The 25366-nt window shown below is 27.6% G+C and carries 27 protein-coding genes; 17 read left to right on the top strand and 10 right to left on the bottom strand.

The annotated features are described in order from the left end of the window. The first annotated feature begins 180 nt into the window (after positions 1-180). Genes fabZ through lpxB form a run of 6 tightly spaced genes read left to right on the top strand, consistent with a single transcriptional unit; the run spans position 181 to position 4856 of the window. A complete protein-coding gene (gene fabZ / locus AC5YF9_RS03890) occupies positions 181-633 on the top strand; it encodes a 3-hydroxyacyl-ACP dehydratase FabZ (RefSeq protein WP_415303397.1) in 453 nt (150 codons plus the stop codon). 55 nt (positions 634-688) lie between these two features. Beyond that, positions 689-1669, top strand: coding sequence for a UDP-3-O-(3-hydroxymyristoyl)glucosamine N-acyltransferase (lpxD, locus tag AC5YF9_RS03885; protein WP_415303396.1), 981 nt, complete (start codon positions 689-691; stop codon positions 1667-1669). After that, complete coding sequence (gene lpxA, locus AC5YF9_RS03880) at positions 1666-2460, top strand: acyl-ACP--UDP-N-acetylglucosamine O-acyltransferase (RefSeq protein ID WP_415303395.1); 795 nt, start codon at positions 1666-1668, stop codon at positions 2458-2460. The genes lpxD and lpxA overlap by 4 nt, the downstream gene beginning before the upstream one ends. Beyond that, the gene (locus AC5YF9_RS03875) at positions 2447-2935 is read left to right on the top strand and encodes a hypothetical protein (RefSeq protein WP_415303394.1); all 489 of its coding nucleotides are present in this window, start codon (positions 2447-2449) and stop codon (positions 2933-2935) included. The genes lpxA and AC5YF9_RS03875 overlap by 14 nt, the downstream gene beginning before the upstream one ends. Further along, entirely contained in the window at positions 2932-3723 is a 792-nt protein-coding gene (gene lpxI / locus AC5YF9_RS03870; RefSeq protein ID WP_415303393.1) for a UDP-2,3-diacylglucosamine diphosphatase LpxI domain-containing protein, read from the top strand. The genes AC5YF9_RS03875 and lpxI overlap by 4 nt, the downstream gene beginning before the upstream one ends. Further along, a complete protein-coding gene (gene lpxB / locus AC5YF9_RS03865) occupies positions 3720-4856 on the top strand; it encodes a lipid-A-disaccharide synthase (RefSeq protein WP_415303392.1) in 1137 nt (378 codons plus the stop codon). Before lpxI ends, lpxB begins: the two co-directional genes overlap by 4 nt. Here lpxB and gltX read toward each other — a convergent pair. The 7 genes from gltX to AC5YF9_RS03830 all read right to left on the bottom strand — a co-directional run bounded on the left by gltX (position 4833) and on the right by AC5YF9_RS03830 (position 12245). Then, positions 4833-6233 (bottom strand): glutamate--tRNA ligase, encoded by a 1401-nt coding sequence (gltX, locus tag AC5YF9_RS03860; protein WP_415303391.1) that lies wholly within the window; start codon positions 6231-6233, stop codon positions 4833-4835. The genes lpxB and gltX overlap by 24 nt on opposite strands. A 22-nt stretch (positions 6234-6255) precedes the next feature. Next, complete coding sequence (gene lexA / locus AC5YF9_RS03855) at positions 6256-6933, bottom strand: transcriptional repressor LexA (protein ID WP_415303390.1); 678 nt, start codon at positions 6931-6933, stop codon at positions 6256-6258. A gap of 88 nt (positions 6934-7021) precedes the next feature. Beyond that, positions 7022-7813, bottom strand: coding sequence for an indole-3-glycerol phosphate synthase TrpC (locus AC5YF9_RS03850; protein WP_415303389.1), 792 nt, complete (start codon positions 7811-7813; stop codon positions 7022-7024). Continuing rightward, a complete protein-coding gene (trpD, locus tag AC5YF9_RS03845) occupies positions 7806-8798 on the bottom strand; it encodes an anthranilate phosphoribosyltransferase (protein ID WP_415303388.1) in 993 nt (330 codons plus the stop codon). The genes AC5YF9_RS03850 and trpD overlap by 8 nt, the downstream gene beginning before the upstream one ends. Next, positions 8798-9370, bottom strand: a complete 573-nt coding sequence (locus tag AC5YF9_RS03840; protein WP_415303387.1) for an anthranilate synthase component II — start codon at positions 9368-9370, stop codon at positions 8798-8800. The genes trpD and AC5YF9_RS03840 overlap by 1 nt, the downstream gene beginning before the upstream one ends. Then, positions 9370-10824 (bottom strand): anthranilate synthase component I, encoded by a 1455-nt coding sequence (gene trpE / locus AC5YF9_RS03835; RefSeq protein ID WP_415303386.1) that lies wholly within the window; start codon positions 10822-10824, stop codon positions 9370-9372. The genes AC5YF9_RS03840 and trpE overlap by 1 nt, the downstream gene beginning before the upstream one ends. Next, positions 10824-12245 (bottom strand): SurA N-terminal domain-containing protein, encoded by a 1422-nt coding sequence (locus AC5YF9_RS03830; RefSeq protein WP_415303385.1) that lies wholly within the window; start codon positions 12243-12245, stop codon positions 10824-10826. Before AC5YF9_RS03830 ends, trpE begins: the two co-directional genes overlap by 1 nt. 56 nt (positions 12246-12301) lie before the next feature. Here AC5YF9_RS03830 and AC5YF9_RS03825 point away from each other — a divergent pair, with 56 nt between their 5' ends. Genes AC5YF9_RS03825 through AC5YF9_RS03790 form a run of 8 tightly spaced genes read left to right on the top strand, consistent with a single transcriptional unit; the run spans position 12302 to position 18740 of the window. After that, the gene (locus tag AC5YF9_RS03825; RefSeq protein ID WP_415303384.1) at positions 12302-13042 is read left to right on the top strand and encodes a triose-phosphate isomerase; all 741 of its coding nucleotides are present in this window, start codon (positions 12302-12304) and stop codon (positions 13040-13042) included. A gap of 5 nt (positions 13043-13047) precedes the next feature. Continuing rightward, positions 13048-13350: a preprotein translocase subunit SecG gene (secG, locus tag AC5YF9_RS03820; protein ID WP_415303383.1), complete on the top strand. Its 303-nt coding sequence runs from the start codon at positions 13048-13050 to the stop codon at positions 13348-13350. A gap of 40 nt (positions 13351-13390) precedes the next feature. Beyond that, on the top strand, positions 13391-15007 hold the full coding sequence (gene pyrG, locus AC5YF9_RS03815; protein ID WP_415303382.1) for a CTP synthase: 1617 nt from the start codon (positions 13391-13393) through the stop codon (positions 15005-15007). Beyond that, a complete protein-coding gene (kdsA, locus tag AC5YF9_RS03810; RefSeq protein ID WP_415303381.1) occupies positions 15004-15828 on the top strand; it encodes a 3-deoxy-8-phosphooctulonate synthase in 825 nt (274 codons plus the stop codon). The genes pyrG and kdsA overlap by 4 nt, the downstream gene beginning before the upstream one ends. Further along, complete coding sequence (eno, locus tag AC5YF9_RS03805) at positions 15829-17085, top strand: phosphopyruvate hydratase (protein ID WP_415303380.1); 1257 nt, start codon at positions 15829-15831, stop codon at positions 17083-17085. Beyond that, the gene (locus tag AC5YF9_RS03800) at positions 17085-17387 is read left to right on the top strand and encodes an FtsB family cell division protein (protein WP_415303379.1); all 303 of its coding nucleotides are present in this window, start codon (positions 17085-17087) and stop codon (positions 17385-17387) included. The genes eno and AC5YF9_RS03800 overlap by 1 nt, the downstream gene beginning before the upstream one ends. After that, a complete protein-coding gene (gene lipA, locus AC5YF9_RS03795; protein WP_415303378.1) occupies positions 17377-18294 on the top strand; it encodes a lipoyl synthase in 918 nt (305 codons plus the stop codon). Before AC5YF9_RS03800 ends, lipA begins: the two co-directional genes overlap by 11 nt. Further along, on the top strand, positions 18294-18740 hold the full coding sequence (locus AC5YF9_RS03790) for a type II toxin-antitoxin system RatA family toxin (RefSeq protein ID WP_415303377.1): 447 nt from the start codon (positions 18294-18296) through the stop codon (positions 18738-18740). The genes lipA and AC5YF9_RS03790 overlap by 1 nt, the downstream gene beginning before the upstream one ends. Here AC5YF9_RS03790 and AC5YF9_RS03785 read toward each other — a convergent pair. From AC5YF9_RS03785 to ispF, 3 genes are read right to left on the bottom strand one after another with little or no spacing between them, the layout of a single operon-like run. Continuing rightward, positions 18726-19196, bottom strand: a complete 471-nt coding sequence (locus AC5YF9_RS03785; protein ID WP_415303376.1) for a CinA family protein — start codon at positions 19194-19196, stop codon at positions 18726-18728. The two genes, AC5YF9_RS03790 and AC5YF9_RS03785, sit on opposite strands and share 15 nt — an antisense overlap. Continuing rightward, positions 19196-19699, bottom strand: a complete 504-nt coding sequence (locus tag AC5YF9_RS03780; RefSeq protein ID WP_415303375.1) for a phosphatidylglycerophosphatase A family protein — start codon at positions 19697-19699, stop codon at positions 19196-19198. Before AC5YF9_RS03780 ends, AC5YF9_RS03785 begins: the two co-directional genes overlap by 1 nt. Beyond that, positions 19692-20807 carry a 2-C-methyl-D-erythritol 2,4-cyclodiphosphate synthase gene (gene ispF, locus AC5YF9_RS03775; protein WP_415303374.1) on the bottom strand — a complete coding sequence of 372 codons (1116 nt, stop codon included), beginning with the start codon at positions 20805-20807 and terminating at the stop codon, positions 19692-19694. Before ispF ends, AC5YF9_RS03780 begins: the two co-directional genes overlap by 8 nt. Before the next feature lie 33 nt (positions 20808-20840). Here ispF and AC5YF9_RS03770 point away from each other — a divergent pair, with 33 nt between their 5' ends. From AC5YF9_RS03770 to trkA, 3 genes are read left to right on the top strand one after another with little or no spacing between them, the layout of a single operon-like run. Next, positions 20841-22622, top strand: a complete 1782-nt coding sequence (locus AC5YF9_RS03770) for a sensor histidine kinase (RefSeq protein ID WP_415303373.1) — start codon at positions 20841-20843, stop codon at positions 22620-22622. Next, entirely contained in the window at positions 22619-23974 is a 1356-nt protein-coding gene (locus AC5YF9_RS03765; protein ID WP_415303372.1) for a sigma-54-dependent transcriptional regulator, read from the top strand. Before AC5YF9_RS03770 ends, AC5YF9_RS03765 begins: the two co-directional genes overlap by 4 nt. Next, positions 23975-25366 (top strand): Trk system potassium transporter TrkA, encoded by a 1392-nt coding sequence (gene trkA, locus AC5YF9_RS03760; RefSeq protein ID WP_415304896.1) that lies wholly within the window; start codon positions 23975-23977, stop codon positions 25364-25366.

Genomic DNA, 25366 nt, shown 5'->3' with positions numbered 1-25366 from the left:
AAGAAAGAACACTAGTAGATTTATTTTAGAGATTAATACAATTCTCTTAAAATATTCTGAGGAAAATAAAATTTCATTAATTTTACATAAAAAAAATATTGTTCTTGGAAAATCTGATCTGGATATTAGCGAAGATGTTGTTAAACTTATCAATATAAAAATTAAAGAATTTAAGGTTAAATGACAAAAGAATTTTTAGATAAATCTCAAATACAAAACCTGTTACCACATAGAGAGCCAATGTTGCTTATTGATGAGCTACATAATATTAAAAAGTTGCTTTCTGCTACTGCCATAGTTTATGTTAAAACTGATAGTTTTTTTGTTCAAGGCCACTTTCCCGATAATCCTGTGATGCCTGGTGTATTGATTGTTGAAGCATTTGGTCAAGCAGCAGCAGCATTAACCGCTCATGGTCTTGATAAAGAAACTTATGCTAATAAACTGGTCTTTTTAATGGGCATTGAGAAGGCTAGATTTAGAAACCCTGTTATTCCAGACTGTAAACTTGAATTGAACATCGAAGCTGTGAGATCTCACGGTAGAGTGTGGAAATATAAAGGCGAAGCTCTTGTTGATGGCAAACGTATGGCAGATGCACTTTGGTCTGCAACTATTGTAGATAAGAAATAATTAGCAACAATTCTTGATAATCATTTAATTTAGATTTTGATAAAAAGCTAGATTAATGAACAATCCTTTTTTCAAAAAAAATGGTCCATTCAACATAGCCAATGTTTTAAAATTGAGCAATATTAATAATTTAGAAAATTATTCTGAAACTATAGTAAATGATATTAAGGATTTAGTTACAGCAGAAAAAAATAATATTACATTTTTTCATTCAAAAAAATATGAAAATTTAGCATCAAAAACTAATGCTCAATTTTGTATTACTACGAGAAAATTATCACAATTTCTTCCCAAAAATTGTAATCCAATAGTTGTTGATAATGTATTGCTAGCTACAGCTAATATTACTAAAATTTTTTATCCGGATGCTGTCAATGATGATTTTGATGATACTGTAGAAAGTGCAGAAAAAATTAGCTTTATAAATAAAATTAAATATGGAAAAAATATCTTAATTGGTAGAGATGTGCAAATTGGAAGTAATTGCTCGATTGGTCATAATTCTATTATTGAAAATAATGTAATTATTGGAGATAATTGCTCGATTGGCTCTAATGTTATTTTAAGAAAAACTATAATTAAAAATAATGTTAACATTTTAGATGGCTGTGTCATTGGCAAAAAAGGCTTTGGGTTTTATCCTGATAAAAAAAAAAATAATAGATATCCGCATATTGGGATTGTTATCATCGAAAATAATTGTGAAATTGGTTGTGGATGCACCATAGATAGAGGGTCGTTATCAAATACAATTATTGGAAAAAATACATATTTGGACAATCAAGTTCATATAGCCCACAACAATAAAATTGGTAATAATTGTATTGTGGCAGGACAAGTTGGTTTTGCTGGCAGTTCAACGCTAGGAAACAATGTGATTATAGGTGGACAAACTGGAATTGCTGGACATTTATCCATTGGTAATAACGTTCAAATAGGAGGTGGCAGCGGAGTAATAAAAAATATTTCAGATAATTCGAAAGTAATGGGATATCCTGCAAAAAGCTTAAAAAATTTTATTAAGGATAATAAGTGATTCACAAAACAGCAATTATAGATAATAAAGCAATTATAGGCAAAAATGTTGAAATTGGAGCATACTCTATGGTAGGTCCAAATGTTCAAATTAATGAAAATACAACAATACATTCCCATGTTAGTATTTCTGGAAATACAATTATTGGAAAAAATAATAAAATTTATCCTTTTTCATCTATAGGAAATGATCCTCAGGATTTAAAGTTCAATGGGGAAGAAACAAAACTTGTAATTGGTGATAATAATAAGATTAGAGAATATGTAAGCATAAACCCTGGAACAAAAGGAGGAAGGCGTGAAACCACTATAGGAAATAATTGTTTATTAATGGTTTCTTCACATGTAGCGCATGACTGTGTCTTAGAAAATAATATTGTTTTAGCAAATAACGTAGCAATTGCGGGGCATGCGCAAATTGCTAATGACGTTATTATAGGTGGAAATTCAGCAGTGCAACAATTTACTAGAATAGGCAAAATGGCTATGATTGGTGGAATGACTGGTGTTGAGAAAGATGTTATTCCATATTCTCTGTCTGCCGGTAATAGAAATCAACTTTTGGGTTTAAATTTAGTTGGTTTAAGAAGAAAAAAAATATCCAATAAAGTTATTTTACTATTATCAGAAGCTTATAAAGAGATTTTTAAAACACAACAATTAACTGAAAATCTAAATAACTTAAATAGTGCTTACAAAGATAACTCGCTAATTAACGATATAATAGAATTTATAAATAAAGAAAAAAAACGACCTATTTGTACTCCATTATTAAAAAATGAAAATAATTGATAATTTTATTGATCCTAATGCCTTTATTGTTTTGGCAAAAGTAATCTTAGAGGCAAAATTTCCATGGTATTTTGTTAATGGAAAATCGGAACTCCATGATGGAGATTTTCAATTTACACATTTATTTGTAGATGATGGTGGTAAAATTGTTTCAAAATATTTTAAAATTTTGATGCCAATTATAAGAAAAATAAATCCTGAAAAGATTTACAGAATAAAAGCAAACCTAACAACAAAAAAAGATTCTAATAAAAAATCTCTCATGCATACAGACACAAATATAGAAAATATTAAGACAGCAGTATTTTATTGTAATACAAATAATGGTTCTACACTTTTCCAAAATGGAAAAAAAATTTCTGCTATAGCTAACAGAATAGTTATTTTTGACGGACATCAAAAACATTGTGGTGTTGATTGTACAGATGAAAGTATTAGAACTGTTATAAATATAAATTATTTTGAAAAAAAATGATAGGCCTCTTTCTTGGCACTACAGATTTCCCAAAATTAATAATTAATAATTTAACAAAAAAAAATATAAAATATTTTATCATCGACTTAACAAATAATAATAGATTTATAAAGAATAATAATTCATATCACATAAGTATAGGCCAATTTGGAAAAATCCTTAATTTGATAAAAGAAAAAAAATGCAACAAAGTTTTATTTGCAGGAAAAATAGATAAACCTAGGTTATCAACATTAAAATTAGATTTTAAAGGCTTGTTTTATATGTCTAGAATTATTGCCGCATTTAAACTTGGTGATGCAGCTATATTAAGAGAACTCATCAAGATATTAGCTGAGCATAAAATTAAAGTTATAAGATCGAATTTTTTTAATCCAGAGCTAACTTTAAAAAGAAGTGATCTCACAATACTTAAGCCTAATAATAATGACCTAATACAAATTAAAAAAGGAATAATGCTGCTTAATAAACTTAATGCTCATAATCATGTTCAGGGATTAATTGTTAGCAATAATAATGTAGTCGCAAAAGAATCTGCAAAAGGGACAAAAAAAATGTTGTTATCATTTAAAAAATTAAAAAATTCAGAAGCAATATTAATTAAATTTCCTAAAAAAAAACAAGACCTTAGAGTTGACTTACCAACTATTGGTATCGATACACTCAAAGATTGTAGTAAAGCAGATATAAAAGGTATTGTTTTGAAATCTAAACAAAATATTTTTTTAGATAGAAAAAAGTGCATTAATTTTGCAAATAAAAATAAAATTTTTATAACTATTAAATGAAAAAAATTTTTATAATAACCGGTGAACCCTCAGGAGATAAACTTGCTTCATCAGTTATAACGAAATTAAAAAAGGACAACCCTGACATTCAATACTTATGTGTTGGTGGAATCCATCTTAGTAAACTAGGTATAAAATCAATTTTTGACCTTAAAGAGATTACCTATATTGGCTTCACAAGTGTTTTACTTAATATTTTTAAGATTAGGAATAGAATTAATACTACAGTTGATCAGATTATTAAATTTAACCCCGATATATTATTTAGTGTTGATAGCCCCGATTTTACACTTAGGGTTGCTGAGCGAGTTAAGAAAATTAATAATAAAGTTATAACAGTTCATTATGTGGCACCACAAGTATGGATATGGCGTGAAGGTAGAGTAAAAAAATTTAAAAAATTTATTGATCATATTCTCTTATTGTTTAATTTTGAAAAAAAATATTTTGATAAAGAAAATATTCCTAATACTTTTGTTGGACATCCTTTACTTGAGCAGAATAAAAAATCTATGATTGATATATCATCTTTTAATGCGAGTGATAAAAAAATTATATCTATTTTTGCTGGAAGCAGGACTTCAGAAATAAATATCCTTCTACCAATTTTGTGTGACTTTATTGATATGATGAATAAAAAGTTTAATGATTATAGTTTTGTTTTTCATGCCACAACTGAAAATAAAAATTTAATTATTAATTATTTACAAAAAATTAGTTTAAAAAATACTCAAGTAATTTCTGACGAAAAAATTAAATTTGAAATATTATCAAATTCAATTTTTGCTGTATCAAAATCGGGCACTGTATCATTAGAAATTTGTAATTTAGAAATTCCATCAATCATTATTTATAAGATTAATATGATTAATTACTTAATTATGAAATCATTAGTTAAAGTAAAATTTGCCAATATAATAAATATAATTAATGGAAAGGAAGTTATTCCAGAACTATTACAAAACGAATGTAGTGCAAATGAAATTTATAATTCTGTAGTTTATTTATTAAAAAATCCAGATATTATGGAAAAACAAATAAAAATTTGTAGGAAAACTATTGATGAGATTAAATCTAAAACATCATCTAGCAGCGAAGCGTCTTTAATATTAGCTAAGTATCTTATTTCCTAATCGTTTAATTACTTCTGCTTTTCCTAAAGATATTATTATATCATAAATACCTGGTCCAAATTTTGTACCCGTTAACCCTATTCTTAGTGGTTGGCCAACACTCTTAAAGTTGGTTTCGTGTGATTTAATTAGATGATTAATAATAGGCTCAATATTTTCTTTATTAAAATTTTCCAATTCTTTTGCCATAATCACAAAATCTCCCAATATTTTTTTCGATTTATCATCAATAAGTTTTAAATCTTCTTGGTCAAAACTAACATCATCAAATATAATATACTTTGAGTTATTATATATATCCTCCAAGGTTTTGGCTTTATTTTTTAAAAAAGCTAACGATGTTTTAACTTTATTTTCTTTTTCGTCTGAAATCTTTTCTTTATAAAGTTCACAATATTGCGCAAGTTGATCGTACAGTTCATTTTCACTAATATTCTTAATGTAATGCTCATTTATTGATAATATACGGCTAATATCTAATTTTGAAGGTGATTTGCCAACTCCCTCAAGATTAAAATGTTTAATACTTTCATCTAAAGTAAATATCTCTTTGTCCTTATATGACCAACCCAGTCTTAATAAATAGTTTCTTAAAGCATTTGGCATTATTCCAATTTTAGAATAGTCATCAAGTGTTGAGGCATTGTCTCTTTTAGACAATTTCTTACCTGCTAACGTGTGAATTAAAGGTATGTGAGCAAAAGATGGTAGTTCCCATTTCATTGAAAGATATATTTGCATCTGTTTAAAGGTGTTTATTTTATGGTCATCACCTCTAATAATATGTGTCATGTTCATTTGATGATCATCAACAGTAGCTGATAAATTATATGTTGGAGTCCCATCATTCCTTAGAATAATAAAATCTTCTATAGTATTATTGTCTATTTCAACATCTCCTTGTACCAAGTCTTTTAGTATAGAAGAACCCTCAATTTTACTTTTAAATCTTACAACTGGTTTAATATCTTTTGGAGCATCACTTTCACTGAATTCTCTACATTTTCTATTGTAGGTATAAGGAAATTTTTTTTGTCTAGCTCTTTTCTTCTGTTCTTCTATTTCTTCTGTAGAACAGTAACATTTATAAGCATGACCATTTTTAAGCAATTCATTAGCAACGTTAATATGATCGCTTATTTTAGTTGATTGAATATACGGTTCTCCATCATGCTCTATACCAATCCATTTTAAAGATTTTATAATTTGATTTTTATACTCATCTTTAGATCTCTCTTTATCTGTGTCCTCGATTCTTAAATGAAAGGTTCCTTTTTTATTTTTTGAATACAACCAACAAAATAAAGCAGTTCTCACACCACCAATATGAAGGGCTCCTGTAGGGGAAGGAGCAAATCTTGTTGCAACATTAGACATGTGTGATTTTTAGACTATTTTCTTAGAAGTTTCTATATAAAGATACTAGAACGCCTTGGACTTTTACTCTGTCAGGGCCAAATATTTTAGTTTCATAGTTTCTATTTGCACTTTCAAGGGCAACAGTTTTTCCTTTTCTTCTAATTCTTTTTAGCATTGCTTCGTGCTCGTCAATTAAAGCCACAACAATTTTACCATTGTCAGCAGTGTCAGATCTTTTAATAATAACCGTATCACCTTCATTGATACCAGCTTCTATCATTGAATCACCCTGAACTTTAAGTCCAAAATATTGGCCATTTTTTTCGAGGTTACTTGGAAGAGGTATCCTTGAAACCTCATTTTGTATTGCTTCAACTGGAGTTCCTGCTGCGATACTACCCAAAACAGGTATTTCAATTTCATTAATATTGGTATTTTCCGTATCTAAACCACCTTTAATAACACTTGGTGAAAAACTATTATAAATATCGTTAGCAGAAGCTGTTTCAGGAAGTTTTATCACCTCTAAAGCTCTTGCTTTATGCGGAAGCCTCCTAATAAAACCCCTTTCTTCTAAAGCACTTATTAATCTATGAATCCCTGATTTTGATTTTAAATTTAGTGAATCTTTCATTTCCTCGTAAGAAGGTGAAACACCAGAAGCTCTTAATTTCTTGTTTATAAATAAAAGCAAGTTTTTTTGTTTTTTAGTTAGCATAAGAACAAATAAAGTACAAAATATGTTCTACAAGTGTTCTTCTATTATAACAATAGCTAAAAAGTGTTTAAAATAAGGGTTTATTTTGCTAAAGAACTGAAAAAATTGAATTATTATTTAAGTTTTTTAAAAGTGATTCACCAATTAAAAAAGTTTTAATATTCGTTCCATTTTTTAACTCAAGAAGTTCTTCTTTTGTTTTAATTCCACTCTCCGAAATTAGGGGACCTGAGTGATTAATTAAAATATCATGAATATCATAAGTTGTATTTATATCTGTTTTTAAAGTTTTAAGATTTCTATTGTTAATGCCAATCAAAGCTTCTTTAAAGTTAAGAGCTTTTTTTGCTTCTTGAACTGTATGAACTTCAACAATTATAGACATATCAAATTTTAAAGCTTCTTCGTATAATTCAAAAGCAAGTTCGTCAGAAACTCCAGCTAATATAATTAATATAGCATCTGCTCCATAACTTTTTGCAAGAGGTACTTGAAATTTATCTATAAAAAAATCTTTACAAAGAACAGGAAGATTTATTTTTTCTTTAACTTTACTCACATGAATTAAATTTCCTAGAAAGAAATCTTCTTCAGTTAAAATTGATAAACAGGTTACTTTTTTTTTGTAATAAATCTCTGCAATTTCTACAGGATTGTATTCCTTGATAATGATGCCCGCAGATGGGCTGGCTTTTTTAATTTCAGCAATTATTGAAATTTTTCTATCATTAATATTATTTTGAATTTTTTCTTTAAAATTAATAAATGATCTATTTTCATCAATTTTTTCAATTAATAACTTTAAAGAAATAGATTTTTTAAATAAATCAATTTTTTTAATTTTTTGTTTAATTATCTTATCTAAGGTGTTTTCAGGCATTTTGTATTCTTTTTAAGTTATCATATGTTATCCCTGATAAGATATGTTTTCTAGAATCTTCATACGCATTAATAAATGAAGAATGTTTTTCTGTAACAATTAGTGCTGCTGCAGCATTTAAGCAAACAGCCTTAGAAAAATCACTATCTTTTCCCTTAAAAATATCAATCATTTTACTTGCATTAAATTCAGCATCATCTCCTAATAAATTTTTAAATTTATTTGCTCCTATCTTTAATTCATTAGGGTCGATTATAATTTCTGAAATTTCACCATTTTTTAATTGTACTACATTTGTTTTTGCATAAGGCGATACTTCATCTAAACCATCTTCACTATTCACAATCCAAGCAAATTTTATATCTAAGTTTTTTAAAGCTTCAGCAAAAATTTTGAGTAACTTTTTATCATAAACACCAACAACTTGCCTCTCAACAAGTGCAGGGCTACTCAAAGGTCCAATCATATTAAATATTGTTCTTTTACCTATTTTCTTTCTTGTTGGTCCAACAAATCTCATTGCCCTGTGATAGTTTGGAGCAAACATAAAACCAAAGTTATTTTTATTTATTTGCTCTTCAATATCCTTTGGTTCTAAATCAATTTTAATATTTAAAGCTTCTAAAACATCGCCAGATCCGCATTTTGAAGAAACAGCTTTATTCCCGTGTTTTGCAACCTTAATTCCCATACTAGATAATAATAAGGCTGAAGCTGTTGATATATTTAGTGTGTTCATTCCGTCACCACCAGTGCCGCATGTATCAACACAATCTTTAGCGTTAACTCTTTTAGATCTATCTCTTAAAACATAAACACCACCAGCTATTTCATCTGAGACCTCACCTTTTGCAGAAAGTAGAGTTAAAAAATCATATATTTCATCATCTGAAGCTCTACCCTGCATTAATATTTCAAAAGCAGCTTTACTTTCATCAAAAGATAAATCTTGTTTATTTTTTAACTTTTCTAGAAACTTTTTCATTAGTTTTTATAATTGATAAAATTTTTTAATATTTTGATGCCAATAATAGTTTTTATACTTTCGGGGTGAAATTGAACACCATGAATATTGTATTTCTTGTGTTTTACACCCATTATAATTCCATCTACAGTTTGAGCAGTAATTTCAAGGTCTTTAGAGAGTGTTTTTATATCAATAATTAAGCTGTGATATCTTGTAGCCTCAAATTTAGCTGGAAGGTTTTTTAATATACCAATCTTATTGGATCTAATTATACTAGTTTTTCCATGCATTAGTTTTTTAGCTTGAATTATTTTTGAACCAAATACCTGTCCAATAATTTGATGCCCCAAACAAACTCCGAGTATTGGTATTTTTTTATATAATGATTTAACTATTTTAATACAATTTCCAGATTGATTTGGATTACCAGGACCAGGAGATATAACAATTTTATCATATTTGTTTTTAATTATTTGTTTATCAGTAATTTTGTCATTTCTAATAACATCAACTTTAACTTTCAGTGATGACAGATAATGGTACAGATTAAATGTAAAACTATCATAATTATCTATTAATAAAATTTTCATTATCTTAAAGCATTCATTAAAGCTTTTGCTTTATTTACAGTTTCTTCATATTCTTTAATGGGATTGCTATCAGCAACAATGCCTGCACCAGCTTGAACGTAAAATTTTTTACTTTTTGCAACAGCTGTTCTTAAGGCTATACAGGTGTCAAATTCTCCATTAGCAGAAAAATACCCTATGCCACCAGCATAAACCTTTCTTCTTGTCGTCTCTAATTCATCAATAATTTCCATAGCTCGGATTTTAGGAGCACCAGAAACAGTTCCAGCTGGAAAACCTGCTAGAAGTGATTTAAACTTAGAATATTTTTTATTATAAACTCCTACTACGTTAGAAACTATATGCATTACATGGGAATATTTCTCTATCATAAAACTTTCTGTAACTTTAACGGTACCAATTTTAGATACTTTACCCGCATCATTTCTACCTAAATCAAGTAGCATTAGGTGTTCAGAAAGCTCTTTTTGATCTTTGAGTAAATCCTTGGAAAAAAATATGTCTTCTTTAAAATTTTTACCTCTAGGTCTAGTTCCAGCTATTGGTCTAACCGTAATTTTATTATCTCTTAATCTGACTAAAATTTCCGGACTAGCACCAATTATTTGAAAATCTTCAAAATTAAAGTAGTACATGAATGGTGAAGGGTTAGTAACACGTAGTTTTTTATAAATATCTAATGGCTTTTTAGATAATTTAGCTTCAAACCTTTGACTTAAAACTACTTGAAAAATATCTCCAATTTTAATGTATTCTTTAGCTTTTTTAACCATTTTTAAAAATTTATTTTTAGAAGTGTTTGACTTAACTTTAATATTGATCTCTGCTGTTTGATTGGGTTTATTTTTTTGTAGAGAGGCCTGAATTAATAAATCATTAATTTCATTCTTAATTTTTAGATATTTATTTTTATAATTATAAATTTTTTCATCTTTAAAGATATTTACAATATAAAAAATTTTCTTTTTTAAATTATCATGGATAACTAATGTTCTTGGTCTTAAGAGCCTAACATCTGGTAGTTTCAAATCATCTTTACATTTGTTTGGAATTTTTTCGATATATCTAATGGAATCGTAAGAAAAATACCCTGATATTAAGGAACAGATAGGTGGCAGTCCTGAGGGTGTTTTAAATTTAAATTCTTCTATTATTTTTTCAATAATTTTATCAGGAGCTCCTTTAATTTTTTTCTTTTTATTATTTGAAATTAAATAAGAGTTTTTATCATTAAACTCCCAAATTTTATCTGGGTTTTTACCAAAAATTGTATATCTACCTCTTATTTTTCCTTTCTCAACCGATTCAAAAATAAAGCTATTTTTTTCTTGAAGGAAATTATCAATTAAATTTAAAACTTCACTGTCATTTTCTATTTTATTAGACGTATAAATGATTTGATTTTTGTTTCTTTTGTGTTGAAACTTAAAATCTTTAAAGTTTCGATTTAACATTATTTGAAATAATTTTTTACTCTATCAAGAGTTTTTTCATTAATTACAACTTGATATCTTTTATTTAAAAATAAATCATATGATTTTAAAATACTATTTTTATTTTGAGAACCTTCTTCGAGAGATATTTTATCATAATTAATAGAGTTTTTCTTTAAATTTTCCACTTCATAACTAACAGTTTTTGCAATGAAGACATTGTTTTGCTTATCTGCAATCAAGGTAAATGAATTGATTGGAAGTGAATACAAAATTTCAATTGAATTTTTTTCAAACTTCTCGTCATCTTTAATTGAGTTTAATTTAATTTTTTCAATCCTATCTTCACCAAGTTCATCAAAAGATGCCTGGTTGAATTTTTTTTCATTTATCTTATCTAAAATATTTTTATTAAATTCATATTTTTCTTTTTGAAATAGGAGATTTTTAATTTTTTTTCTAAACTTATTATCATTAAGATTTGGAGTCTTAGTGTTTGAATTATCTATGTTGTAAAAAATATAACTGCCATTATCTTCAAGAATTTCAATTTTATTTTTTCTAGAGTTGTAAATTTTGTTTTCTATTGTTTTTTCATTATTCAGATTTAAGTATGACGTTACTGAAGTTGAGGATAAGCCTAAACCTTGTATAATTGTTTTAAAGTCAATATTTTTAGATATTTGGTTTTCAATATCATCAATCTTATCAAAAAATTCTTGATTAAATTCCTCTGAACCTAATAGTGTTTTTGGACTAATATTAACATAAGTAAAATCTATATAATCTTTTTTTAAGCTATCAGCATTCTCATCTGCAAAAAATTTAATTTCATTATCAGTAAATACTTCTACTTTTTTATAGAATCTATCTAGATTGATATAGTTAATGTCCAATTTTTTATTTTTTTCTTTATAAAAGTTATTAATCAAAAATTCCGGCGACCTTGTACCACCGCTTATATAAGTAAATAATTGTTTTTGAAGTTCATTATTTTTTAAGCGTATCTCAAACATTGGTGCTGAAGAATTATTAGTTAATAAAAATTTTTCATATAAAGTTCTTTGGAATACTCCATTTTCATCTTGAAAGTTTTTATTACTCTTAATTTTTTTAATCAGCACATCCTTGGTAATTGAAAGGTCCAATTCTTTAATTTCAAGATCAAGAAGAGTTGTGGATACCAATGCTGATAAAAGCTCTTCAATAATATTTTTATCAATATTTTCTTTTATCACTTGTTGGCTTAATCCAGATTCATTTAAATAATTCATGAAATCTTGTGTTGAAATATTAGTGTTATTTATTTTGGCTATATTGTTTTGATTTCCAGTGCTGAAGCCTCCACCAAATCCACCAAAGCCAAAGGCTATAATTATAACAAGAATTAGTAGCAAGCCACCAATCTTTTTTTTTGTAAAATTTTGAAAAGGGTTTATCATTGCTTCATTAATTTATTGATCTTTAAAATATCAAGCTATAGATTAAATTTTTCATTATGACAAATAAATATATGTATTTTGTGGCTAATTGGAAAATGTATGGGAATTTATCTTCTTTAAATACATTGGATAAAGTTATTAGATTTTCAAAATCTAAAGAAATAAACAAAGGCAGATTAATTTATTGCCCCCCATATACTTTAATAAGTTCTTTTTCAAAAAAATTTAAAAATTGCCAAATTGGTATTGGGGGTCAGAATTGTCATGAAAGTGAAAGTTATGGACCATATACTGGGTCTATTAATTCGCATATGTTAAAAAACATTGGCGCTCACTTTGTAATTATTGGTCATTCTGAAAATAGAGAAAAAGGTGAAAATGATAAATTGATAAACCTAAAGATTAAAAGCGCCCTAGAAGCAAAATTAAAAGTTATTTTCTGTATTGGAGAAACTTTAATTGAAAAAAGAAAAAAAAAGACTCAATCAACTTTGTCTAAACAAATTAAAGTTGGTTTAAATAGTATAAAGAACAAATCAAATATTTTTATAGCATATGAGCCTGTATGGGCAATAGGCAGTGGCATTATTCCAAAATCAAAAGATCTTTTCAAAACAATTGAATTTATTAAAAGTAAATTCAAAGAAAAATCACCAAAAGTTTTATATGGAGGTTCTGTAAATCCTCAAAATATTAGAAACTTAAAAGAAATTAATAACATTGATGGTTTTTTGATTGGTGGAGCATCTCAAAGTGCCAAAAAATTTATTGATATAGTCAAAAAAACATATAGTTAATCCCCATGGAGAATATTTTATTAGTACTCAATTTAGTAATTGCTGCAATACTTGTACTGTTGATACTTATCCAAAAATCAGAGGGTGGAGCACTTGGCATAGGTGTTTCTCAAGATAATTTTATGCTTTCTAGGTCTGCTGGTAATTTTATGAGTAAAGCCACAGCTTTAGTTGCAACTTTATTTATAATTTGTAGTTTAGCTTTAACAATAATATCTAGAGGAGAATTAACACCAACGTCTTCTGTGTTAGATGTGATTGAGGAAAAATCTAGTGATACTCCTACAATTCCTGAGAATAATAATTAATTCTTTCCAATTCATTAATTAATCGTTATAAGATAATTCCATGGCGCGATTTATATTTGTCACCGGCGGTGTGGTCTCATCTTTAGGAAAAGGTCTTTCTTCTGCTTCCCTGGCATACCTCTTACAATCAAGAGGTTTTAAAGTTCGTTTAAGAAAATTAGATCCTTATTTAAATGTTGACCCAGGAACAATGAGTCCATTTCAACATGGTGAAGTTTTTGTAACAAATGATGGTGCTGAAACAGATTTAGATTTAGGTCATTATGAAAGATTTTCAGGAATTTCTGCTAAAAAATCTGACAACATAACAACAGGAAAAATTTATAGCGACGTTTTAAGAAAAGAACGTAAAGGAGGATATCTTGGAAAGACAGTGCAGGTCATTCCTCACATAACAGACCGTATTAAAGAGTTTATAAAAAACGATACATCCAAAGAAGACTTTGTAATTTGTGAAATTGGAGGCATTGTAGGGGACATTGAAAGTCTTCCTTTTGTAGAAGCTATTAGACAGTTTGCAAATGATGTTGGAAAAAAAAATGCTTTATTTGTTCATTTAACATTGGTCCCATATCTTAAAGCATCAGATGAAATCAAAACAAAGCCCACTCAACATTCTGTAAAAGAACTGAGAAGCCTCGGTATACAACCAGACATTATCATTTGCAGATCTGAAAGACCAATCCCTTTAGTGCATAGAAAGAAGATATCCTTGTTTTGCAATGTTGATATTGAAAATGTAATTCAAACAGTTGACGTTAAAACTATTTATGAAGCACCAATTAGTTTCAATAGAGAAAATTTAGATAATCAAGTTCTTGAGTATTTTAAAATTAAATCAAAGAAAAAAGTTAACTTAAATCCCTGGAAAAGAATTACAAAAATTATTCTTCATACAAAAAAATCTATTAACATTGCAATCATTGGCAAATATGTTGATCTTAAGGATGCTTACAAATCACTTGATGAAGCACTAACACATGGTGGAATAGACAATAATTTAAAAGTTAATTTGGTAAGAATTGATTCTGAAAATTTACAAATTTCTGAGATTAAAAAAAAATTAAAAGGAGTTTCTGGAATTTTAATACCAGGAGGATTTGGTAAGAGAGGTACAGAAGGTAAAATTGAAGCAATTAAATATGCTAGAGAAAAAAAAATTCCTTTTTTTGGAATTTGCTTTGGAATGCAAATGGCTATTATTGAGTTTGCTAGAAATAAGTTAAATATGAGAAAAGCTACATCAAGTGAATTTGGAAGAGGTGGCACTCCAATTGTTGGTTTAATTACAGAATGGAATAAAGACGGTAAATTAATCAAGGGAACGGATAAAGATCTTGGTGGAACTATGCGGCTTGGTCTTTATGAAGCTAAATTAAAAGATAATTCATTGATAAAAAAAATTTATAAATCAAAATCAATTCAAGAAAGACACAGACACAGATATGAGGTTAATATTGGTTATAAAGATCAATTTGAAAAAAATGGTTTAATTTTTTCAGGATTGTCTCCTGATAACAAATTGCCAGAGATTATTGAGTTGAAAAACCACCCTTGGTTTGTTGCTGTTCAGTTTCACCCTGAATTTAAATCTAGACCTTTGTCACCACATCCTTTATTCTCGTCATTTATCAAGGCAGCTAAAAATCATAAATGAAAAATATAAAAGTTAATTGTGGAAATATAGAAATTTCAAATAGTAATAAAATCTGTATTATCGCGGGACCATGCCAACTTGAGACTGAACAGCATGCCATGGATATGGCGGGTAAAATTAAAGAAATTACCTCTAAGTTTAATATGGGGTTTATTTACAAAACTTCTTTTGATAAAGCTAATAGAACCAGTTTAAAAGGTAAAAGAGGTGCTGGCCTTGAGCAATCCTTACCTATTTTTGATAAAATAAAAAAAGAATTAGAAATTCCAATATTAACAGACATCCATAATGCGGAGCAGTGCTCTATCGTAGCTCCTCACGCAGATGTGTTACAAATTCCAGCTTTTCTATGTAGGCAAACTGATTTATTAATTGCCGCTTCTAAAACGGGAAAAATTATTAATGTTAAAAAGGGTCAATTCCTTGCTCCGTGGGATATGGTTAATGTTACTAAAAAAATCGCTGACTCAGGTAATAGAAATATTTTAGTCACTGAAAGAGGTGCAAGCTTTGGTTATAATACCCTCGTCTCTGACATGAGGTCTTTACCTATAATGGCTAAAAATGGTTATCCTGTAATTTTTGATGCAACTCATTCGGTACAACAACCGGGTGGTTTAGGTGAAACTAGTGGTGGACAGAGAGAGTTTGTGGAGTATTTAGCAAGAGCAGCGGTTGCGGTTGGTGTTGCTGGTGTTTTTATTGAAACACACCAAGATCCAGATAATGCTCCATCTGATGGTCCCAATATGGTTCCTTTAGATAAATTAGAGAAATTATTATCTCAACTATTTGAAATTGACAATTTAATTAAAAAATAAATGAGTAAAATTTTAAAGATAAGAGCGCGGCAAGTCTATGACAGTAGGGGAAATCCAACAATTGAAGCGGAAATTTATTCAAAAAATTTAAGTGCATCTGCTATTTGCCCATCTGGTGCGTCCACAGGAACATATGAAGCATTTGAAAAACGGGACAACAATAATAAAAAATATTTAGGTAAAAGTGTTTTAAGAGCTGTTAACTTAGTTAATACAAAAATCTCTAAAAAACTTATTGGCATAAGTATTCACGATCAAACACGCATAGATACGATTTTGATTAATTTAGATGGTACTAGACAAAAAATAAGTTTAGGAGCTAATGCTATTTTAGCAGTATCAATGGCAGCGAAGAAGCTTTCTGCAAAAATTAAAAAAACACCTCTCTATAAAACATTTTTAGTAAAGAGTAATTATAAATTACCATATCCACTAATGAATATTATTAATGGAGGAGCGCATGCTAACAATGAATTGCGTGTCCAAGAGTTTATGATTAGACCTGATAAGGCTAAAAGTTTTTCAGAAGCTATGAGGATATGCTTTATTATAATTAGCAATCTAAGAGATATTCTTAAAAAGAAAGGTCTATCAACGTCAGTAGGTGATGAGGGTGGTTTTGCACCGATGATTAATAGTAATGAGAAAGCTTTAGATTTAATTGTAGCTGCAATTAATAAGGCTGGATTTAAAAATGGTAAAGATGTCTCTATCTGCTTAGATGTAGCTGCAAATGAATTATTAAAAAAAAACAAATATTCAATCCACTCCAAAAAATACATCTCAGTTGACCAATCAATTAAAAAATATGAAAAGATAATAAATAAGTACAAAATTAAATCTATCGAAGATCCTTTTGGAGAAAACGACTGGTCTGCATGGAGTAAAATGATGAAGTCTATAAAGAATGTGCAAATTGTTGGAGATGATCTTTATGTGACTAACTTAGAACGACTTAAAAAAGGCTTTTTAAACATTTCTTCAAACTCAATATTAATTAAACTTAACCAAATTGGTACAGTTTCAGAAACACTTGAAGTAATTAAATTTGCTCAAATTATCGGTTATAAAACAATAATTTCTCACAGGTCTGGTGATAGCGAAGATACTTTTATAGCAGATCTTGCTGTAGGAACAAACTCAAATCAAATTAAAACTGGTTCTTTGGCTAGATCAGAAAGAGTAGCGAAATATAATCAATTATTACGCATTGAAGAAGAGCTTGGAAAAAAAGCTAAAATGAACAAAATTCATTAATGTTGAATAAATTAAAAAAAAATTACTTCTTACTAATTTCTACTTTTTTAATACTTTATTTTTTTTTCAACCTTTTAGATGGTGAAAGAGGTCTTTTTTCTTATTTTAAAAAAAAAGAAATTCTTGTAAATTTGCAGAATGTAGAAGCCGATCTATCAAATAAAATTAAAAATCTTGAATTTAAAAATTCTTTATTAAGCGGTAATTTAGACCTAGATTATGTAGAGATATTAATTAGAGAGAAGTTTTTGTTTGGCAAAGAAGGAGAGACCCTCTATATAATTGAAAAGAATGATAATTAGACATCCAGAAAAAGTTAACAAACCCAAAAACCCAATAAAAAAAAAACCTGCTTGGATCAGATCTAAACTTGTTAATAGCAAAGAATTTTTTTTAACTAAAACTATTGTTAATAGCAACAATCTAGTAACAGTTTGTCAGGAAGCAAACTGCCCTAATATTACAGAATGTTGGAGTAAGAGACATGCAACATTTATGATTATGGGAGACACATGTACTCGTGCTTGTGCGTTCTGTGATGTTAAAACTGGTAAACCAGGGAAACTAGATCCTTTAGAAGCCATTAAGATAGCTAAAGCTGTTCTTAAACTTAATCTAAAACATGTAGTTATAACTTCAGTTGATAGAGATGATTTAGAAGACGGTGGATCAAATCACTTTTATGAAGTTATTAGTCAAACTAGAAAAATAAATCCCAATACATCTATTGAAGTTTTAACACCTGATTTTCTTAGAAAAGGGGATGCCTACAAAAAAGTTCTAGAAGCTAATCCTGATGTTTTTAATCACAATATTGAAACAGTTCCTAGACTTTATTTAAAAGTAAGACCTGGTTCTAGATATTTTTCATCATTAGAGTTGTTAAAAAATGCAAAAGTTATTAACAAAAATGTTTTTACAAAATCAGGCTTAATGGTTGGGTTGGGTGAAACAAAAGATGAGATTGTTCAAGTTATGGATGATTTAAAAGCAGCAGATGTAGATTTTTTAACTATAGGACAGTATTTACAGCCTTCTGCAAGACATCATCCTTTAGATCGTTATTATCATCCAGATGAATTTAAAGAATTTGAAACTATAGCAAAATCAAGGGGTTTTTTATTAGTTTCTTCAACTCCTTTAACTCGATCTTCATACCATGCAGATGAAGATTTTGTGCAACTTCAAAAAAATAGATTAAGAAATTAATGCCTAGAGCTTCAGTTAAGCGTTTAATTGAATGTGATAAATATCAACTTATTGATTTAGTTTTGGATATAGAAAAATATCCAATATTTGTACCATATTGTATTGAAGCAAAGATCTATGAAAAGAATGAGACAAGTAATTTTATAAATATTATTGCAGACCTTACAATTGGCAAGGGTCCATTTAAAGATACATATAAAAGTGATGTAAAATTTAATAAAAAAAATAATACTATTTATGTAACAAATATAAATGGTCCTCTTAAACATTTGGATAATAAGTGGACTTTTGAAGACCGTAAAGAAGGAACTGAAATTTACTTTGATGTAGATTTTGAAATAAAAAATAAATTTCTAAATATTTTGATGACCACTTCTTTCCAGTATGGATTAGATAAAATTGCTGATGCTTTCCAAGATAGAGCGAATAAATTATTTAAGAACTAATAAAGTTTTTAAAACTTTTGTAGTAGTAGCTTTTTGGATTAAAATTCGATTTTTATTTTTAAATAAACACTTTTGTACAATAATCTTATTTCCCTTCTTAATTCCCATATAAACTAAACCAATTGGCTTTAATTTTGTTCCTCCATTAGGTCCTGCAATACCCGTTACAGACACTGATATGTTAGCTTTACTAATTTTACTTAAGCTTTTGACCATTGATAAACAGCATTCATTACTGACAGCACCGTATTTATCGATAATTTTTTTTGGAACCTTAAGAATATCTATTTTTGTTTTATTTGAATATGTAACTAGACCTAGATTGAATACTTTAGAAGAACCACTTACAGATGTTATTGTACTAGATAGCATTCCACCAGTGCAAGATTCAGCAAATGAAATTTTAAGTTTTTTTTTTATTAGTTTTTTGACAAGTTTATTGGCTAGATTTTTCATTATAAAACGTAACTTTTAACAATTATAAAACAAACCACTGTTAGAACCACATATAATCCTGCACAAATGTCATCCATTATTACCCCAAAACTATTTTTAAAGTTTTTATCAAAGAAGTTTACTGGAAATGGTTTCAAAATATCAAAATATCTAAATAGCATAAAAAACAAAGCATAATACACAATTGCTTCATTACTTTCCTTTGTTGTTCCGTGAGATATTTCGTAAAGATAAATTGGTATAGATTGACCTAAAAACTCATCAACAATAATTTCTCCTGGATCTTTATTTTTACCATCTCTTGTGTGTGTTGAAATTGCATAAAAAGAATAAATAAAGATAATTATCCACCCAATTAAAATTATATTTGATGAAACGTTAAGTGTATGAAATAAATAGAAAAGAACAATAGTTGTAGCTAACGATCCAAAAGTGCCTGGCATAAATTTGATCTTACCTAAACCAAACATTGTCACTAAAAGAGAGTTAAAAGTTTTAATCATATTTAATTACTGAAGCTATTACTTCGCATGCTATAGCTTTTTCTTTACCTATTACACCAAGTTTTTCAGTTGTTTTACCTTTAATATTTATTTGTGTTGGTAAAATTTTGCATATTTTAGCTATACAATTTATAATTTTTTTTTTATATTTATGAACTTTAGGTTTCTGAGTAATGATATTGATGTCAATGTTATTAATTAAATAGTCTTTTTTTTTAACCTCATCTATTATTTTGTTTAATAAAATAGTAGATCTAATGTTTTTAAATTTTTTATCTTTATCAGAAAATTTTTCGCCAATATCACCCATATTGCACGCCCCAAGAATTGCATCAGTTACCGCATGTAAAACGGGATCACCATCTGAATGACCCAATGTACCAATAGTTGAAGGTATTTTAACTCCACCTAAATAAAGTTTTTTATTTGGTACCAATCTATGAACATCAAAGCCCAATCCATATTTAATTGAATTATTTATTTTGATATCTGAATTTATTGTAATTTTATTATTATCAACCTCACCTTTTATAATTTTTATTTTTTTACCAGCTTTTACAAATAAATTTGCATCATCTGTAACCTCAACACCTTTGTTATTTTGTAGTTTTAACAACTTATTATAATTAAATGCCTGAGGTGTTTGAATTAGGTAAATATTTTCTCTTTCTAAATTTGTAACTTTATTTAAAGATTTTTGTTTAATAGAATCTGCCGTTTGAATTGCAGGTATAACACAATCGTTTAATTTTAGGTCCTTGTATAATCTATTTAAAAGTTTTTGAGAAAAATTAGGTCTCGCTGCGTCATGTATCATTACATTTTTAATATTATAATTCTTGACACTTCTTAAACCTTTATAAGCTGACTCGGCTCTAGTCTTTCCTCCTATAATAAGCTTAATGCCTTTAATTTTAAGATTATTAATATAAGATTTATGTTTTTTATTAATAACAAGAACAATTTTGGTAAATTTGCCATAACTTTTAGCCTTATCTATTGAATGTAATAATAAAGGTTTACCTTTATATAGATGATATGGTTTTGGTATTATTGATTTAAATCTTTTACTTTCTCCTCCAGCAAGTATTATAAAGCAGCTATTCATGATAAAAATATTTATTAATCTATTTATCTCATAATGCTCGATTTTATCAAAAAAAATATTTTTATTGGACTGATATTTTTAATTACATTAATCTTAGGTTTTGTAACTTTTTTAACCTTTATAGACAAAAGTTTTCTTAAGTTAACAGATGAAAATCTCCAATTACTATTAACCGGAAACATAGTTCTATTAATAGTACTTTTTTATATGATTTTTAAAGAGGTAAACACATCATTAAGGGTAGATGTTGATGTTAGTGGATCTAAAGCAAACAGAAAATACATAACTTTTTTTGCATTATTCACTTTAATACCATCAATATTAATTTCCTTATTTTCGTTATTTTTGTTGTCTTTTGCCCTTGATAAATATTTAGATAAAAAAATTACGACAGCAGTTAATAATTCTTATGAAATAGCCAAAAGTTATACTGAGGAAGTAAGAACTAAGACGCAATCTGAAATTATATTAATAGCTTATGATTTAAATAAAAGTATTAATTTTTTAAATACAAATATTAATCAATTTAAAAGTTTTCTTAATACTCAAAAATTAATAAGAGATATGGATGAAGTTCACATTATCGAAGCTGATGGAACTCTTTATTTAACTACTTTAAAGGATGAGTCATTATATAGGCCGCCCTTACCAGAGGCGCTTGAAATGGTTTTAGATGATAAAAGACCACTTAAAATACTTAATGCTTATCAAAATCAAACAGCATCAATTATTAAATTAGAAAATTTCGAGGGCAAGTATTTATATATAACAAAATATTTAGACAAAAAAATTTCTCAATATTTATTAGAGTCAAAAGAAGCGCTTAATTTTTATTATACAGTTTTAAATAAACAAACAGGAATAAAAATTTCTTTTGTTTTTATTTATCTGGTTATAGTTTCTTTACTACTATTTTTATCCATATCTATAGCTATAAGGTTTTCATCAAGATTTTTTAGATCAATTAATAATTTAATTATCGCATCATCAAATATTGGTAAGGGAAATTTGAATACAAAAGTTCCAGAAATAAAAGCTGATAAAGACATGGAAATTTTAAATAAAAACTTTAATTTAATGACAAGTCAATTAAAAGCCCAACAAGAAAAACTAATTATCAGTGAAAGGCATGAAGCGTGGGAAAGTTTAGCTAGAAAATTAGCCCATGAGATCAAAAATCCTCTTACACCAATTCAATTAACTATTGATAGATTAAAAAATAAATATTCAGATAGTATGAATATAAAGCAAAAAGAAGACTTTACAAAAAGCTTAAAGATTATTGGAAAACAAATAAAACAAATTGAAAATTTGGTAAATGAATTTTCTGATTTTGCTAGAATGCCAAAACCAATACTTAAAGATAACAATTTAGTATCATTGGTAATAGATAATATTAATTTAATTAAAGAATTGGATAACGATATTTCAATTAATTTTAATACTAATGCTGATGCTGTTATTCTTAATTCAGATAACGAGCAATTAAGTAGAGTTTTTTTTAATATTATAAAAAACTCCATAGAAAGTATCCAGGAAAAAAGGTCAATTAATATGGACTTGAAGGGCAATATTGACATTACTTTAAACGATAATAAACATGATATTAATTTTATAATAATTGATAACGGTCAAGGTTTTGGAAAATTTAAGAATAATATAAAGGATGTTTTAAACCCTTATTTTACAACAAAAACAAAAGGTACTGGCTTAGGTTTGGCTATTGTTAACAAAACAATAAATGACCATAATGGATCAATAGAATTTATTCCAATTCAAAATGGAGCAAAAATAGAAATCAAATTTATAAAATGAGTACAGAGATATTAATTATTGATGATAATTCAGATATACGAAACATCATTAATGATTTAATTATTGATGCTGGTTATAAAACTAGGCTTGCAGCCAATTACAATCAAGCCTTAAATGAAATTGATAAAAAACTTCCTGATGTTGCAATTATTGATGTTAAGTTAGACAAAGGAGATAATGATGGTTTGGAGCTATTATCTCACATCAAAACAAAAGATAAAAACATTCCAGTAATAATAATAACAGGACATGCAAATGTTGAGATGGCAATTAAAGCACTTAAGGCAGGTGCTTTTGAATTTATTGAAAAACCATTTAATCAAGAAAGACTATTAAATTTTGTTAATCGTGCAGTAGAAAATATTAATTTAAAAAACAAGAATAAAGAATTTGAAAATAAACTTTTTTATTCTTATGAACTAATTGGAGATAGTGAAAATATCAAAAATATTAAAGAACAAATAGATAAAATTTCAATTTCTGAAAGTAGAATTTTTATTAATGGACCAACTGGCTCAGGCAAAGAATTAATTGCAAGAAAAATATATAAAGCATCTAAAAGACAAAAAGGACCTTTCATAATTTTAAATGGAGCTTTATTAGATATAGAAAAATATGAATTAGAATTATTTGGAGAAGAAAAAGATAATGGTGCAATTTCTTATGGTGCTTTAGAAAAATCAACCAGTGGTATTCTTTTAATAGATGAAGTTTCAGAGATACCACTTGAAACTCAATCTAAAATTTTACGTGTTTTAACAGATCAAAAATTTAAAAGAATTAACGGCACTCATGATATTAATGTTGATGTTAGAATTATATGTACATCAAGCAAAGATATCAAAAAAGAAATAGATAAAGGAAATTTTAGAGAAGATCTTTATCATAGATTAAATGTTTTTGAGATTAATATAGAACCACTTAAAAATAGAGTATCTGATATTCCTTTGTTGGTTGAATATTTTTCAAAAAAAGCTTCAACGAATTACAATTTAAAAAAAATGAATATAGATACCAATAACAATTATTTACTTAATTATGATTGGCCAGGTAATATTAGGGAGTTAAGAAATTTAATTGAAAGAATTGCAATACTTTCCCCAAATACTTCTGATAAAATCTCAAATATCATTAAAGAATCTTTAAAAACTGCAGATATTAAGAGTGAGGCCTCAGAAAACTCTTTATCTGTACCATTAAAAGAGGCTAGAGAAAAATTTGAAAAGGAGTATTTAACTACACAATTGAAAAAATTTAATGGCAATATAGCAAAAACTGCTGACTTTATAGGAATGGAAAGATCTGCCTTGCACAGAAAATTAAAAGGCTTAGGTATTAAGGGATTAGATTAAATGAATATAATTATTTGTGGAGCAGGTAGAGTTGGTTTTACCATAGCTAAGATTTTAAGCGAACAAGGTCATTCGATAACTGTAATCGATCAATCCAGTGAAGATATTCAAAAAATTGATGAGACGTTAGATGTAAAGTCTATAGTTGGTAAAGCGACTTATCCCTCAATCCTGGAAAAAGCAAATGCAACTGATGCAGATATGATTATTGCTGTAACGCGTAATGATGAAATTAATATGCTTATATGTCAAATTGCATTTTCAATTTTTAATGTCCAAAAAAAAATTGCCAGAATAAGATCTCAAGATTATTTAAATCCAAAGTTTACAAAAGTTTATAATAAAGAAAATTTACCAATTGATGTAATTATTTCTCCAGAAATTGAAATAGCCAAATCCCTACAAAGAAAATTAGAAGCACCAGGTGCTCTAGATAATGTCCCATTTGCAGACAATAAAATTAGATTACTTGAAATTTTAATTAATGAAAAATGTTCTCTAAAAGATATTAAACTTAATGAAATCACAAAAAAATTTTCTGAATTAAATGCAAATATAATGGGCGTTATTAGAGAGGATAAATTTGTAGTTTTAAAAAAAAACGACATTATGCTTAAAGATGACAAGGCTTATGTTATAATTAACGCCTCACAAATGAAAGATACGCTAAATGCCTTTGGTCATAATGAAAAAATTTCAAATAAAATTTTAATAATTGGTGGTGGAAATATTGGTTTTAACTTGGCTAAAAATTTAGAAGAAAGTTTTGATTCAACAAGAGTAAAAATTATTGAAAAAGATAAAGAAAGAGCAGAACTCATCGCAAGTGAACTTAATAATACCATTGTAATTAATGGTGATGCTTTAGATGAAGAAGTTTTAATGGAAGCAAATATTGATGAGGTTCAAACAGTACTAGCTCTCACGAATGATGATGAGGATAATTTAATGGTAAGTGTATTAGTTGAAAAATTTGAAAAAGATAATACTGAATTAAATAAAAAGAGAACAATGGCACTAATAAATAAACCGAATTATTCTTTACTCCAATCTTCCTTAAAGATTGATGATCTTATTGATCCTAGAATGAATACAGTTTCTAGTATATTGAAGCATATTCACAAAGGAACAATAGAAAATGCATATAGCATTCTAAATGGTGAGTATGAAATTATTGAAGCAGAAATAATTGAGACCTCAGAGCTTATTAATAAAGAATTAAAAAATTCAAACTTACCAGATGAGATTCGGGTGGGAGCAATTTTAAGAGGCGAAGAGGTAATTATTCCCAGATCTAATTTTGTATTTAAAAAAGAGGATATTGTTGTTTTATTGGCAAAAAAAGACTTCTTACATATTGTTGAAAACATGTTTCGTGTAAGTTCAATTTAA

The organism is Candidatus Pelagibacter sp. uisw_098 (assembly GCF_059512505.1).
Note: the sequence above shows the minus strand (reverse complement) of the source record. Positions and strands in the feature narration are given on the sequence as shown.